At 69.2% G+C, this 13,083-nt stretch carries 14 protein-coding genes; 2 read left to right on the top strand and 12 right to left on the bottom strand.

Features of this window, described 5'->3' with window-relative positions; all coding sequences use genetic code 11:
- Nucleotides 1-73 precede the first annotated feature (73 nt).
- Complete coding sequence (locus CGR01S_RS06215; protein ID WP_042423911.1) at nt 74-745, bottom strand: RlmE family RNA methyltransferase; 672 nt, start codon at nt 743-745, stop codon at nt 74-76.
- Between the two features lie 39 nt (nt 746-784).
- Between CGR01S_RS06215 and CGR01S_RS06210 the strand changes: the two genes are divergently transcribed.
- Together CGR01S_RS06210 and CGR01S_RS06205 are read left to right on the top strand one after the other, a co-directional pair.
- Nucleotides 785-1,261 (top strand): YhbY family RNA-binding protein, encoded by a 477-nt coding sequence (locus CGR01S_RS06210; protein WP_042423907.1) that lies wholly within the window; start codon nt 785-787, stop codon nt 1,259-1,261.
- A gap of 4 nt (nt 1,262-1,265) precedes the next feature.
- Nucleotides 1,266-2,015: a hypothetical protein gene (locus CGR01S_RS06205; protein WP_042423903.1), complete on the top strand. Its 750-nt coding sequence runs from the start codon at nt 1,266-1,268 to the stop codon at nt 2,013-2,015.
- Between the two features lie 116 nt (nt 2,016-2,131).
- On the opposite strand, the gene CGR01S_RS06200 is transcribed toward CGR01S_RS06205, so the two are convergent.
- The 11 genes from CGR01S_RS06200 to lpxD all read right to left on the bottom strand — a co-directional run bounded on the left by CGR01S_RS06200 (nt 2,132) and on the right by lpxD (nt 13,059).
- Nucleotides 2,132-2,554, bottom strand: a complete 423-nt coding sequence (locus CGR01S_RS06200; protein WP_042423900.1) for a DUF4149 domain-containing protein — start codon at nt 2,552-2,554, stop codon at nt 2,132-2,134.
- A gap of 23 nt (nt 2,555-2,577) precedes the next feature.
- The gene (gene greA, locus CGR01S_RS06195) at nt 2,578-3,054 is read right to left on the bottom strand and encodes a transcription elongation factor GreA (protein ID WP_042424602.1); all 477 of its coding nucleotides are present in this window, start codon (nt 3,052-3,054) and stop codon (nt 2,578-2,580) included.
- A gap of 124 nt (nt 3,055-3,178) precedes the next feature.
- A complete protein-coding gene (gene carB / locus CGR01S_RS06190) occupies nt 3,179-6,424 on the bottom strand; it encodes a carbamoyl-phosphate synthase large subunit (RefSeq protein WP_042423897.1) in 3,246 nt (1,081 codons plus the stop codon).
- An 8-nt stretch (nt 6,425-6,432) separates the two neighbouring features.
- Nucleotides 6,433-6,825 (bottom strand): hypothetical protein, encoded by a 393-nt coding sequence (locus tag CGR01S_RS06185; RefSeq protein WP_042423894.1) that lies wholly within the window; start codon nt 6,823-6,825, stop codon nt 6,433-6,435.
- A gap of 23 nt (nt 6,826-6,848) precedes the next feature.
- The gene (gene carA / locus CGR01S_RS06180; RefSeq protein ID WP_042423891.1) at nt 6,849-8,018 is read right to left on the bottom strand and encodes a glutamine-hydrolyzing carbamoyl-phosphate synthase small subunit; all 1,170 of its coding nucleotides are present in this window, start codon (nt 8,016-8,018) and stop codon (nt 6,849-6,851) included.
- Nucleotides 8,019-8,248: 230 nt separating this feature from the next.
- Nucleotides 8,249-9,043 carry a TrmH family RNA methyltransferase gene (locus CGR01S_RS06175; RefSeq protein WP_042423887.1) on the bottom strand — a complete coding sequence of 265 codons (795 nt, stop codon included), beginning with the start codon at nt 9,041-9,043 and terminating at the stop codon, nt 8,249-8,251.
- Nucleotides 9,022-9,660 carry a ribonuclease HII gene (gene rnhB / locus CGR01S_RS06170; protein WP_042423884.1) on the bottom strand — a complete coding sequence of 213 codons (639 nt, stop codon included), beginning with the start codon at nt 9,658-9,660 and terminating at the stop codon, nt 9,022-9,024. Before rnhB ends, CGR01S_RS06175 begins: the two co-directional genes overlap by 22 nt.
- The gene (gene lpxB / locus CGR01S_RS06165) at nt 9,623-10,789 is read right to left on the bottom strand and encodes a lipid-A-disaccharide synthase (RefSeq protein WP_042423881.1); all 1,167 of its coding nucleotides are present in this window, start codon (nt 10,787-10,789) and stop codon (nt 9,623-9,625) included. The genes rnhB and lpxB overlap by 38 nt, the downstream gene beginning before the upstream one ends.
- Before the next feature lie 11 nt (nt 10,790-10,800).
- The gene (gene lpxA, locus CGR01S_RS06160; protein WP_042423879.1) at nt 10,801-11,589 is read right to left on the bottom strand and encodes an acyl-ACP--UDP-N-acetylglucosamine O-acyltransferase; all 789 of its coding nucleotides are present in this window, start codon (nt 11,587-11,589) and stop codon (nt 10,801-10,803) included.
- 40 nt (nt 11,590-11,629) lie between these two features.
- Nucleotides 11,630-12,070 carry a 3-hydroxyacyl-ACP dehydratase FabZ gene (fabZ, locus tag CGR01S_RS06155; RefSeq protein ID WP_042423875.1) on the bottom strand — a complete coding sequence of 147 codons (441 nt, stop codon included), beginning with the start codon at nt 12,068-12,070 and terminating at the stop codon, nt 11,630-11,632.
- The gene (lpxD, locus tag CGR01S_RS06150; RefSeq protein WP_042423873.1) at nt 12,067-13,059 is read right to left on the bottom strand and encodes a UDP-3-O-(3-hydroxymyristoyl)glucosamine N-acyltransferase; all 993 of its coding nucleotides are present in this window, start codon (nt 13,057-13,059) and stop codon (nt 12,067-12,069) included. The genes fabZ and lpxD overlap by 4 nt, the downstream gene beginning before the upstream one ends.
- Nucleotides 13,060-13,083 lie beyond the last annotated feature (24 nt).

Below are 13,083 nucleotides of genomic sequence, written 5' to 3'. Positions count from 1 at the left end.
GTTTCAATCCATAACCCCTTGACTTGCAAGGCTCACCCATGGAAAAAGCGCGGGTTTTCGCACGCCTGGCGCCTCAAGGCGGGCCGCCATCCTGCATGGGACCGATGCCCACCAGATAAGTTTCGGCCGACTTGTCACGCGAGGCCTTGGGCTTGACCGGCTTGACGCGCTGGAAACGGCTGCGGAACAGGCGCACGAGCGCGTCGTACCCACTGCCGTGAAAGACCTTGGCCACCAGCGCCCCCCCGGGCCGCAGGTGCGCGCAGGCGAAGTCCACGGCCAGTTCCACGAGGTCGGCGGCGCGCGCGGCATCGGCGGCGGCAATGCCCGACAGATTGGGCGCCATGTCCGAGATGACCACGTCCACCGGCCGCCCGGCCAGCGCGGCCTCCAGGCGCGCAAGCACCTCGGGGTCGCGGAAATCTCCCTGCAGGAAGCTGACGCCCTCGATGGGCTCCATGGGCAGCAGGTCGAGCCCGATGATGGCGCCGCCGAGCTGCCCCGCGGCCGCGCCCTCGGGAGCGAGCCGGCGGCGCGCATACTGGCACCACGCGCCGGGCGCGCAGCCCAGGTCCACCACCGTGGCGCCGGGGCGGATGAGGTCGAACAGCGTATCGATCTCCTGCAGCTTGTAGGCGGCGCGCGAGCGGTAGCCCTCCTTCTGGGCGAGCTTCACGTAGGGGTCGTTGACATGGTCGCTCAGCCATGCCTTGTTGACTTTCTTGCTCTGCGTCCTGGCTTTCATAGCACGCCATTGTCGCCGGGCGGCGGATAATATGCCGCTATGCCCCAAATCGAACTCAGCCCGGCCGAGCGCCGGGCCCACCGCGCCGAGGCGCACCACCTCGATCCCGTCGTGCTCATCGGCGCCGACGGCCTGACCGAGGGCGTGCGCAAGGAGGTGGACGCCGCCCTCAACGCCCATGGCCTGATCAAGATCCGCGTCTTCAGCGACGACCGCGCCGCGCGCGAACTGATCTACCAGCAACTGGCCGCCGAATTGAACGCCGCGCCCGTGCAGCACATCGGCAAGCTGCTGGTGCTGTGGCGCCCCCAGCCCGACAAGCAGCGCAGCGCCGCCGAAGACCGCCTGCCCGGCCCCAAGACCGTGAAAGTGGTCAAGAACAGCCCGCGCGGCGGCCAGCGCCCCGAAGTCAAGTACCTGCGCGTGCTGGGCAACCAGCGCCTCACGCCCGGCGGCCAGGTCAAGCGCGCCAAGAAGCGCAAGCCCGTGTCCGTGAAGAAGCGCCAAGACGGCTGACGCCATGCAGGACACCCCCGGCAAGGCGGCGCAGCGCCATGTGCTGTGCATGAAGTGGGGCACCAAGTACGGCCCCGAGTACGTCAACCGGCTCTACGCCATGGTGCGCCGCCACCTGAGCGGCGAGTTCCAGTTCGTCTGCCTCACCGACGACGCCCACGGCATCCGCCCCGAGGTGCGCTGCCTGCCCATCCCGCCGCTGGACCTGCCCGAGGGCATTCCCGAGCGCGGCTGGAACAAGCTGGCCACCTTCAGCGCTGACCTGCACGGCCTGCACGGTACGGCCCTGTTCCTGGACGTCGACGTGGTCGTCACCGGCAGCCTGGACCCGTTCTTCACCGAGCCGGGCGAGTTCCTCATCATCCACGACTACAAGCGCCCCTGGCGCATCACGGGCAACTCCTCGGTGTACCGCTTCGAGCTCGGCGCGCACCCGGACGTGCTGGAGTACTTCCGCGGCCATTTCGCCGAGATCCGCCAGCGCTTTCGCAACGAGCAGGCCTACCTGTCGGACTTTCTGCACCGCCAGGGCAAGCTGCGCTACTGGCCCAAGGACTGGTGCCCGAGTTTCAAGTACCACAGCATCCCGCGCTGGCCCAGCAACTACTGGAAGGCGCCCTTCGTGCCCCCGGGCGCGCGCGTGGTGATCTTCCATGGCGAATGCAATCCGCCCGACGCCCTGGCAGGCCGGCGCAATCGGCGCTTTCGCTTCATCCGGCCCGCCACCTGGGTGGCCGAGCACTGGCACGAATAAGAGCCTGTCCGTTCTTCATACGCTGCGCCATGGCCGCTGGAGCGGGACGCCGCGCCGCGCTGGCGTCGTCCCCTTCCCGCAGCGCGCAAGCGATGCGAGAGAAGCGGCGCAGCCGCTCAGGGGGGTGTTGTCCCTGGCTTGGCGGTGCGCCACAGCACGGCCAGGGCGCACAGCCACTGCGCCGCATACATCGCAGTACCCGCGCCGTGCCAGAGCTTGAGGTTGTGCCGCGCGAGGATGCGCGGCGCCACGCCGTACTGCACCAGCAGGGCCAGCAGCAGGCCGAGGACTATGAAAACCATAGCTTCTCGCGCCCATTTTTCTTCGGTTTCAGCATGTTTCCGCTTGGAAAGCAAGAGCAGGCAAGCGCAACACGCTATCGAAATGTAAGTCTGCGCCTCGAACAGGCGCGCCGCGGTCTGGCCGGCCAGCGCGGGCGTGGGCAGGTGCGCAAACAGCAGCGGCACCGCCACAAAGCCGATGGCCGACAGGCTGCCCCACCACAGCGCAGCGGCCAGCACGGGAAGGCGTTCACGCATGGCGCCCTCCCCCCGGCAGCCTCTCACACATAGCGCACGCCGACGATCTCGTAGCGGCGCACGCCGCCGGGCGCCTGCACCTCGGCGGTGTCGCCCTGCTCCTTGCCGATGAGGGCGCGCGCGATGGGACTGCCGATGTTGATCAGGCCCTGCTTGAGGTCGGCCTCGTCCTCGCCCACGATCTGGTAGCGCACGGCGTCGCCCGTGTCCTCGTCCTCGAGCTCCACGGTGGCGCCGAAGACCACGCGGCCGCCGGCGTCGAGGGCGGCGGGGTCGATGATCTGCGCCGCCGAGAGCTTGCCCTCGATCTCCTGGATGCGGCCCTCGATGAAGCCCTGGCGGTCCTTGGCGGCGTCGTATTCGGCGTTCTCGCTCAGGTCGCCCTGCGCGCGCGCCTCGGCAATGGCGTTGATCACTGCCGGGCGGTCCACGGTCTTGAGGCGCTGCAGCTCGGCCTTGAGCTTCTCGGCGCCGCGCTTGGTGATGGGAAGGGTGGCCATACAGTCGGTCTCCATGGTCATCAAACGGGCACGCCGCAGGCAGGCGGCCCCAACAAAAGGGAAACCGCCGCGCGTTGCCGCGCGGCGGTCTTCAGATCGGCGCCATTATGCCGCGAATTGCCGCTCAGGCGGCAAGCTGCGCGTGCATCTCCTGCACCGAGATCACGCCCTGCTGGTCCATGGCGCGCATGCCATCCACCGCGGCCTCGGCGCCGAAGATGGTGGTGAAGGTCGTCACGCGCGCCGCCAGCGCGTTGGTGCGGATGGCGCGCGAGTCGGCGATGGCGTTGCGCCGCTCCTCGACCGTGTTGATGACCATGGCGATCTCGTTGTTCTTCATCATGTCCACGATGTTCGGGCGCCCCTCGGTGACCTTGTTGATCACCGCCACGGGCACGCCGGCAGCGGCAATGGCCGCGGCCGTGCCCTTGGTGGCCAGCAGCTCGAAGCCCATGGCGACGAGCTCGCGCGCCACGGCCACGGCGCGCGGCTTGTCGGCGTTCTTCACCGTGAGGAAGACCTTGCCCGAGGACGGCAGGCGCGTGCCGGCGCCGAGCTGGCTCTTGATGAAGGCCTCGCCAAAGGTCTTGCCCACGCCCATGACCTCGCCCGTGGACTTCATCTCGGGGCCGAGGATGGGGTCCACGCCCGCGAACTTGACGAAGGGGAACACGGCCTCCTTGACGCTGAAGTACGGCGGCGTCACTTCCTTGGCGATGCCCTGGCTGGCCAGCGTCTGGCCCGCCATGCAGCGCGCCGCCACCTTGGCAAGCTGGATGCCCGTGGCCTTGGAGACGAAGGGCACGGTGCGCGAGGCGCGCGGGTTGACTTCGAGCACGTAGGTCACGTCGCCGGCTTCCGTTTCCTGGATGGCGAACTGCACGTTCATCAGGCCCACCACGTTCAGGCCCTGGGCCATGGCCGCGGTCTGGCGCTTGATCTCGGCCACCGTTTCGGCCTTGAGGTAGTACGGCGGCAGCGAGCAGGCCGAGTCCCCCGAGTGCACGCCCGCCTGCTCGATGTGCTCCATCACGCCGCCGATGAACACGGCGCCGGAGGCGTCGCGCACGCAGTCCACGTCGCACTCGATGGCGTTGGAGAGGAAGTGGTCCAGCAGCACGGGCGAGTCGTTGCTCACCTTCACGGCCTCGCGCATGTAGCGCTCGAGGTCGCGCTGCTCGTGCACGATCTCCATGGCGCGGCCGCCCAGCACGTAGCTGGGGCGCACCACCAGGGGGTAGCCCAGGGCGGCGGCCTTCTCCAGCGCCTCCTGCTCGGTGCGCGCGGTGGCGTTGGGCGGCTGGCGCAGGTTCAGCGTGTGCAGCAGTTGCTGGAAGCGTTCGCGGTCCTCGGCAGCGTCGATCATGTCGGGGCTGGTGCCGATGATGGGCACGCCCGCGGCCTCCAGGCCCAGGGCCAGCTTCAGGGGCGTCTGGCCGCCGTACTGCACGATCACGCCCAGCGGCTTTTCCTTGTCCACGATCTCGAGCACGTCTTCGAGCGTGAGCGGCTCGAAGTACAGGCGGTCGGAGGTGTCGTAGTCGGTCGAGACGGTCTCGGGGTTGCAGTTGACCATGATGGTCTCGTAGCCGTCCTCGCGCATGGCAAGGGCCGCGTGCACGCAGCAGTAGTCGAACTCGATGCCCTGGCCGATGCGGTTCGGGCCGCCGCCCAGCACCATGATCTTCTTCTTGCCGGTGGGCGCCGCTTCGCACTCCTCGTCGTAGCTGGAATACATGTAGGCGGTGTTGGTCGCGAACTCGGCCGCGCAGGTGTCCACGCGCTTGTACACGGGGCGCACGCCCTGGGCGTGGCGCGCCGCGCGCACGGCGCCTTCGGTGGTCTTGAGCAGCTTGGCCAGGCGGCGGTCGGAGAAGCCCTTGGCCTTGAGCGCGCGCAGCTCCTCTTTCGAGAGCATGGCGAGCGCCTGCTCACCGTGCTGCGCCGTGTGCGCGTCGATGTCCAGCTCGATCTTCACGATCTGCTCGATCTGCACCAGGAACCAGCGGTCGATCTTGGTGAGCTCGAACACCTCGTCCACCGACAGGCCCATGGCGAAGGCGTCGCCCACGTACCAGATGCGCTCGGGGCCGGGCTCGCCCAGCTCCTTTTCGAGCAGCTCGCGGTCCTGGGTCTTCTCGTTCATGCCGTCCACGCCGACTTCCAGGCCGCGCAGCGCCTTCTGGAACGATTCCTGGAAGGTGCGGCCCATGGCCATGACCTCGCCCACGCTCTTCATCTGCGTGGTCAGGCGGTTGTCGGCCGCGGGGAATTTCTCGAACGCAAAGCGCGGCACCTTGGTGACCACGTAGTCGATCGAGGGCTCGAAGCTGGCCGGCGTGGCGCCGCCGGTGATGTCGTTGCGCAGCTCGTCGAGCGTATAGCCCACGGCCAGCTTGGCCGCGACCTTGGCAATCGGGAAGCCCGTGGCCTTGGAGGCCAGCGCCGAGGAACGGCTCACGCGCGGGTTCATCTCGATGACGATCATGCGGCCGTCCTTGGGGTTGACCGCGAACTGCACGTTGGAGCCGCCGGTGTCCACGCCAATCTCGCGCAGCACCGCCAGGCTGGCGTTGCGCATGATCTGGTATTCCTTGTCGGTGAGCGTCTGCGCCGGCGCCACGGTGATGGAGTCGCCCGTGTGCACGCCCATGGGGTCGAGGTTCTCGATGGAGCAGACGATGATGCAGTTGTCCGCCTTGTCGCGGATCACCTCCATCTCGAACTCCTTCCAGCCCAGCAGCGACTCCTCGATCAGCAGCTCATTGGTGGGCGAAGCCTCCAGGCCGCGCTTGCAGATGGTCTCGAACTCCTCGGGGTTGTAGGCAATGCCCCCACCCGTGCCGCCCAGCGTGAAGCTGGGGCGGATGACGGTGGGAAAGCCCACGCGCTTTTGCACGGCCCAGGCCTCCTCCATGCTGTGGGCGATGCCCGAGCGCGCGGATTCGAGGCCGATGCGCGTCATCGCGTCCTTGAACTTCAGGCGGTCCTCGGCCTTGTCGATGGATTCAGGCTTGGCGCCGATGAGCTCGACGCGGTACTTGTTGAGCACGCCGTGCTTCCACAGGTCCAGCGCGCAGTTGAGCGCGGTCTGGCCGCCCATGGTGGGCAGAATGGCGTCGGGACGCTCCTTGGCGATGATCTTCTCGACCGTCTGCCAGGTGATGGGCTCAATGTAGGTGACGTCGGCCGTGGCCGGGTCGGTCATGATCGTCGCCGGGTTGCTGTTGATCAGGATGACCTTGTAGCCCTCTTCGCGCAGCGCCTTGCAGGCCTGCACGCCCGAGTAGTCGAACTCGCAGGCCTGGCCGATGATGATCGGGCCGGCGCCGATGATGAGGATGCTGTGGATGTCTGTGCGTTTTGGCATGGTGTGTTTCAGTCGGTCGCGGCGGCGGCAGCGGGGAGCGCGCCAGGGCGGGGGGAATCGAGCTTGTCCAGCAGGGCCTGCGCACGCGCGGCAGGCAGGTTCTTCTGCATCAGTTGCAGCAGGCCATCGCCTTGCACCAGGGGGCGCAGCACCTCGACCTCGGCAAGGTGGAACGTGACGTTCCACTCCTGCAGCGCCTCGGCGAAGGTGGCTTCGTCCCAGGTCTTGCCCTTGGCCACGAGGGTGACCAGCGGCATGGCCTTGTTTTCCAGAAAGGCCTTCTTGTAGGGCTTTTGCTGCCAGCGCTCGGCGAACCACTCGCGGTGCGGCGCAGGCAGGGTGAGCATGCGCTTGTGGATCGCCTTCTCGAGCATCGCCTGGGGGAAGCTGAAGAGTTTCATGGCCTGGGACCTTGCTCGCTGGTTCAGGCCTTGGCCACGCGCATGGCCTGGGTGAAGCGGTCGAACAGGTAGCCGATGTCGTGCGGCCCGGGCAGCGCCTCGGGGTGGCCCTGGAAGCAGAACGCCGGCTTGTCGGTGCGCACCAGGCCCTGCAGCGTGCCGTCGAACAGGCTCACGTGCGTGGGCCGCAGGCAGGCGGGCAGCGAGTCCAGATCGACGGCGAAGCCGTGGTTCTGGCTGGTGATGGAGACGCGGCCCGAGTCCAGGTCCTTGACGGGGTGGTTGGCGCCGTGGTGGCCGTGCGCCATCTTGAAGGTGCGCGCCCCCGAGGCCAGCGCCATGATCTGGTGCCCCAGGCAGATGCCGAACAGGGGAATGCCGCTGTCGATGAGGGTGCGCGTGGCGGCAATGGCGTAATCGCAAGGCTCGGGGTCGCCCGGGCCGTTGGAGAGGAAGACCCCGTCCGGGTTCATGGCCAGCACCTCGGCGGCGCTGGTCTGGGCGGGCACCACCGTCACGCGGCAGCCGCGGCTGGAGAGCATGCGCAGGATGTTCTTCTTCACGCCGAAGTCGTAGGCCACCACGTGAAAGCGCGGCTCCTGCAGCGTGCCGAAGCCTGCGCCGAGCTGCCATTCGGTCTGCGTCCACTCGTAGGCCTGGGGGGTGCTGACCACCTTGGCCAGGTCCAGCCCCGCCATGCTGGGCGCGGCCTGGGCGGCAGCCACCGCGGCGTCGATGTGCGCCTGCGTCACGCTCTCGCCCGCGGCGAGGGCGACGATGGCGCCGTTCTGCGTGCCCTGGCTGCGCAGCAGGCGCGTGAGGCGGCGCGTGTCGATGTCGGCAATGGCCACCGTGCCCTCGCGCGCGAGGTAGGCGGGCAGCGTCTCGGTGCTGCGGAAGTTGCTGGCGATCAGCGGCAGGTCCTTGATGATCAGGCCCGCGGCCTGGATCTTGCCGGACTCGACATCCTCGGGGTTGACGCCATAGTTGCCGATGTGCGGGTAGGTGAAGGTCACCAATTGCTGGCAATAGCTGGGGTCCGTGAGGATTTCCTGGTAGCCGGTCATGGCGGTGTTGAACACCACTTCACCGACGGTGGTGCCGGGGGCACCGATCGAGCTGCCGACAAAGACCGTGCCGTCTGCGAGCGCCAGGATGGCGGGAGGGAAGCGTCCCTGTAGAGACAAAAGCACTGGGTTCTCCGGTTGGTTACGGTCGCCCGGTGCCTGTGCGGCCACCGGCAGCAGGGTGCCAGGGTGGCGCGTCGGCTGCTTTCGGATGGGTTATTGCTTTGGTTGCGGCCGGGCGACGCTGTTGCGAGGAAAGCCCTTGATTGTACCCGCAGACGGTTGCGGCGCGCTGACACGGCCCGCGCCCAACCCCTGGCCGTGCCCCGTTTCTGCGCCGCGCCGGGCGCCAGCGCTCAGGCGCGAGCGGCCGCGCTGGCGTGCAGGCAGATGGCGGCGGCGGCGGCCACGTTGAGCGACTCCTCCCCGCCGGGCTGGGCGATGCGGATGCGCTGGTGCGCACGCGCCAGCAGCGCCTCGCAGACGCCCTGCCCCTCGTGCCCCAGCACCCAGGCGCAGGGCCAGGGCAGCGCGGCGCGGTGCAGGGAGGCGCCGCCGTGCACATGGGTCACGAGCAGCGGCACCTGCAGCGCGTCCAGGTCCGGCACGTCCAGGCCCTCGACCAGGCGCAGGCCGAAATGCGCGCCCATGCCCGCGCGCAGCACCTTGGGCGACCACAGTGCGGCCGTGCCCTTGAGCGCCAGCACCTGGGTGAAGCCGAAGGCCGCCGCGCTGCGCAGGATGGAGCCGACGTTGCCCGCATCCTGCACCCGGTCGAGCACCACGCTGGGCGCGAGCGGGTCGGGCGCCCCCGGCGCGGGCAGCTCCAGCACGTAGCCCATGGCGGCGGGGGACTCCAGCGCGCTCACCTCGGCAAACAAGGCGTCGGCCAGCACTATCGTTTTGGTAGCTGCTTGCGCCCATTCCACGGGCGCCAGAGGCCAAAAAGACTCTGAAAACACCGCCAGTGCCGGGCGCAGGCCGCGCGCCAGCGCGGCGCGGCACAGGTGGTCGCCCTCCAGCCACACGCGGGCCTGCCTGCGGTAGGCCGTGCTGTCCTGCGCCAGACGGCGCAAGTCCTTGGCCAAGGCGTTGTCGCGCGAACGCACCACGGTGACGGGCGGCACGCTCACGGCTGGCCCTCCAGGCATTGGGCCACGGGCGCGAAGCTGCGGCGGTGCAGCGGGCAGGCGCCGTGCGCGCGCAGGGCCTGCAGGTGCGCCGCCGTGCCGTAGCCCTTGTGCGCGTCGAAGCCGTACTGCGGGTACTGCGCATGCACCTGGGCGCACCAGCGGTCGCGGTGCACCTTGGCCAGGATGGACGCCGCCGAGATCGCCGCCACGCGCGCGTCGCCCTGGACGATGGCCTCGGCAGGCACGTCCAGCACCGGCAGGCGGTTGCCGTCGACCAGCACCAGCGCCGGCCGCAGGCGCAGGCCCTGCACCGCGCGGCGCATGGCCAGCAGCGTGGCCTGCAGGATGTTGAGGCGGTCGATCTCCTCCACGCTGGCCTCGGCAATGCTGCAGCACAGGGCCTTGGCGCGGATCTCGTCGTACAGCCGCGCGCGCCGCAGCGCGGTGAGCTTCTTGGAATCGGCCAGGCCCGCGATGGGCTGCAGCTCGTCGAGCACCACGGCCGCCGCCACCACCGGGCCCGCCAGGGGGCCGCGGCCGGCCTCGTCCACGCCGGCCACCAGGCCCTGGGGGGCATGCCAGTCGAGCGCGGCCTGCTCAGGCTGCACGTGCGGCAAGGACTTTCTGGATCGCATCGGCGGCCAATCTCGGGGTGTCGCGCCGCAGGCTCTCGTGCAGCGCAGTGAAACGGTGGTGCAGCGCGGCCATGCGTGCGGGGTCGTGGCCCAGGGCGTCGAACCAGTCGAGCACGGCGGCGGCCAGGGCCTGCGGCGTGGCGGCGTCCTGGATCAGCTCGGGCACGGCGAATGCGCCGCTCAGGATGTTGGGCAGGCCCACCCAGGGCTGCAATTGCTTGCGGCGCATGAGGCGCCAGCTCAGCGGGTGCATGTGGTAGCCGATGACCATGGGCCGCTTGAACAGCATGGCCTCCAGCGTGGCCGTGCCGCTGGCGATCAGCGTCACGTCGCAGGCCGCCAGCACGGTGTGCGACTGGCCGCTGACGATCTGCACCCGCCCCGCCAGGCCTGCGGCCTGCGCCGCCTGCTCGACGCGCGCCCGCAGCGCAGGCACGGCCGGCACTACGATTTTGATAGCTGGTTGCGCTTGCTGGATGAGCGCTGCAGCGGCAAAAAACTTGGGAGCAATGTACTGCACCTCGGCCGAGCGGCTGCCCGGCAGCACGGCCAGCACGGCGTCGCCCGCGTCCAGGCCTAGCGCGGCGCGGGCGGCGCGGCGGTCGGGCTCCAGGGGGATCACGGCCGCCAGCGGGTGGCCCACGTAGGTGGCCTCGATGCCGTGGCGCGCCAGCAGCTCGGGCTCGAACGGGAAGATGCACAGCACATGGTCGGCGGCGCGGCGGATCTTCTCCACGCGCTCGGCGCGCCAGGCCCAGATGGACGGGCAGACGAAATGCACGGTCTTGATGCCGGCGGCGCGCAGGTCAGCCTCCAGGCCCAGGTTGAAGTCGGGCGCGTCCACGCCGATGAAGACGTCGGGCCGATCCTGCAGCAGGCGCGCGCGCAGCCGCTTGCGGATGCCGATGATCTCGGCCAGGCGGCGCAGCAGCTCGAAGCTGTAGCCGTGCACCGCAAGCCGCTCGCTGGGCCACCAGGCCTCGAAGCCGCGCTGCTGCATCTGCGGGCCGCCGATGCCCTGGCTGGCCAGGCCCGGCCACAGGGCCTGCAGCCCATCGAGCAGCAGGCCCGCGAGCAGATCGCCCGAGGTCTCGCCCGCCACCATCGCGACGCGAGGAGATGCCGCCATGCCTGTGTCTTTCAGCGGGCGATGCCCGCAGCCGAGCTGGCAAGGAAGGCTTCCATCAGGGCCACGTCCTGCGCCGCCTCGGGGTAGGCGGCGGGCAATTGCTGGATGGCCGCGCGCGCCTGCTCCAGCGTCAGGCCCTGGCGGTAGAGGAGCTTGTGCATCTCGCGGATGGCGCTGATGCGCTGGTCGGAGAAATCTCGCCGGCGCAGGCCCACGAGATTGACGCCGCGCACGGCCAGCGGATTGCCGTCCACCACCATGTACGGCGGTACGTCCTTGCCCACGTGGCTGGAGAAGCCCACCATGGTGTGCGCGCCGATGCGCATGCGCTGCAGCACACCGCACAGGCCGCCGATGGTGGACCAGTCGCCCACCTCCACATGCCCGGCCAGCGTGGCGTTGTTGGCCATGGTGGTGTGGTGGCCCACCACGCAGTCGTGCGCGATGTGCACGTAGGCCATGATCCAGTTGTCGTCGCCGACCGTGGTCACGCCCTTGTCCTGCACCGTGCCAGTGTTGAAGGTGCAGAACTCGCGGATGGTGTTGCGGTCGCCGATGCGCAGCTCGGTGGGCTCGCCGCCGTACTTCTTGTCCTGCGGGGCGGCGCCGAGCGAGGCGAAGGGGAAGATGCGGTTGTCGCGCCCGATGGTCGTATGCCCCTCGATCACGCAATGCGCGCCCACCGTGGTGCCCGCGCCGATGCGCACGTGCGGCCCGATCACGGCATAGGGCCCGATGGCCACGCCCGCGTCGATGCAGGCCCGGGCATCGACCACGGCGGTGGGATGGATGTTGCTCACGGTCTGCTGCGCCCCGAAGTCACGAACCCGCCCCTGCGCCTCAACCCACGTGGCGCATGGTGCACATGAGCTGCGCCTCGCACGCCACCTCGTCGCCCACGCGGCCCACGCCGTTGAACTTCCAGATGCCGCCGCGCACGCGGTCGATGGTGATGTCCAGGATGAGCTGGTCGCCCGGCTCCACGGGGCGCTTGAAGCGCGCGCCGTCGATGCCGACGAAGTAGTAGATGTTGTTCTCGTCGGGCACCTGGCCCATGGCGTCGAAGGCCAGCAGGCCGGCGGCCTGCGCCAGGGCTTCGAGGATGAGCACCCCCGGCATCACGGGGCGGCCCGGAAAATGGCCCATGAAATAGGGCTCGTTGAACGTGACGTTCTTGATCGCCTGGATGCGCTGGTTGCGCTCGAGCTCCACTACCTTGTCCACCAGCAGGAAGGGGTAGCGGTGAGGCAGTTGCTTGAGAATTGCGTGAATGTCCATCATGCACGTTCCGTCTTGTTGTTCTGAACCTGGTCTTCCAGGGCCTTGATGCGTTCGCGCAGGCTGTGGAGCTGCTTGAGTGTGGCAGCGTTCTTTTCCCAGCGCGCATTGTCGTCGATGGGAAACATCCCCGTGTACAGGCCGGGCTGGCGGATCGAGCGCGTGACCGTGGTGGCGGCCGAGACGTGCACATGGTCGGCCAGCGTGAGGTGGCCCAGCACGATGCCGCCCCCGCCCACGGTGCAGTGCGCGCCGATGTGCGCGCTGCCCGCGATGCCCACGCAGCCGGCCATGGCGCTGTGGCGCCCCACGTGCACGTTGTGCCCGATCTGCACGAGGTTGTCGAGCTTGACGCCGTCCTCGATGACGGTGTCCTCGAGCGCGCCGCGGTCTATGCAGGTGTTGGCGCCGATCTCCACGTCGTCACCGATGCGCACGGCGCCGAGCTGCTCGATCTTGACCCAGACGCCATTCTCCTGCGCAAAGCCGAAACCGTCGGCCCCGATGACCGCGCCCGCATGCACGATGCAGCGCGCGCCGATCTGGCAGTCCTCGCCCACGGTGACGCGCGACTTGAGCCAGGTGCCCGCGCCGATGCGCGCCCCGCGCTCGACCACGCACAGCGGGCCGATGCAGGCGCTCGCGTCCACCACGGCTTCGGGATGGACGACGGCACTGGCGTGCACCCCGGCTGGCGGGGGCGGCGCATGCCGCCGCCGCCACCATTGGGTGGCACGGGCGAAGTACACGTAGGGATCGTCGGCCACGATGCAGGCGCCGCGCTGCGCCGCAGCCGCGCGCATCGCCGGGGCCACAATGACGCAGGCCGCCCGGGAGGCGGCCAGTTGCGGCTGGTAGCGCGGGTGGCTGAGAAAACTCAGATCCCGCGGACCAGCGGCCTCCAGCGGCGCAAGCCGGTCGATCTGCTGTTCCGGATCCCCTTCGAGCGTGCCGCCCAGTGCCTCGACGAGCTCGGCCAGGCGCACGCTCACACGCACCCCTTCAGGGATGCGGCG

This window comes from Comamonas granuli NBRC 101663, from assembly GCF_000739995.1.
In the GTDB taxonomy this organism is placed as follows: domain Bacteria; phylum Pseudomonadota; class Gammaproteobacteria; order Burkholderiales; family Burkholderiaceae_C; genus Simplicispira; species Simplicispira granuli.
The sequence above is the reverse complement of the archived record's forward strand: the minus strand, read 5'-3'. Positions and strand labels throughout refer to the sequence as shown.

Bases quoted from the DNA above. Each gene is read 5' to 3' on its own strand.
- CGR01S_RS06200 (WP_042423900.1), bottom strand. From the start codon at position 2,554: ATGCGTGAACGCCTTCCCGTGCTGGCCGCTGCGCTGTGGTGGGGCAGC.
- CGR01S_RS06210 (WP_042423907.1), top strand. From the start codon at position 785: ATGCCCCAAATCGAACTCAGCCCGGCCGAGCGCCGGGCCCACCGCGCC.
- greA (WP_042424602.1), bottom strand. From the start codon at position 3,054: ATGGCCACCCTTCCCATCACCAAGCGCGGCGCCGAGAAGCTCAAGGCC.
- CGR01S_RS06205 (WP_042423903.1), top strand. From the start codon at position 1,266: ATGCAGGACACCCCCGGCAAGGCGGCGCAGCGCCATGTGCTGTGCATG.
- lpxB (WP_042423881.1), bottom strand. From the start codon at position 10,789: ATGGCGGCATCTCCTCGCGTCGCGATGGTGGCGGGCGAGACCTCGGGC.
- CGR01S_RS06185 (WP_042423894.1), bottom strand. From the start codon at position 6,825: ATGAAACTCTTCAGCTTCCCCCAGGCGATGCTCGAGAAGGCGATCCAC.
- CGR01S_RS06175 (WP_042423887.1), bottom strand. From the start codon at position 9,043: ATGCCTGGAGGGCCAGCCGTGAGCGTGCCGCCCGTCACCGTGGTGCGT.
- CGR01S_RS06215 (WP_042423911.1), bottom strand. From the start codon at position 745: ATGAAAGCCAGGACGCAGAGCAAGAAAGTCAACAAGGCATGGCTGAGC.
- rnhB (WP_042423884.1), bottom strand. From the start codon at position 9,660: ATGCGATCCAGAAAGTCCTTGCCGCACGTGCAGCCTGAGCAGGCCGCG.
- carB (WP_042423897.1), bottom strand. From the start codon at position 6,424: ATGCCAAAACGCACAGACATCCACAGCATCCTCATCATCGGCGCCGGC.
- fabZ (WP_042423875.1), bottom strand. From the start codon at position 12,070: ATGATGGACATTCACGCAATTCTCAAGCAACTGCCTCACCGCTACCCC.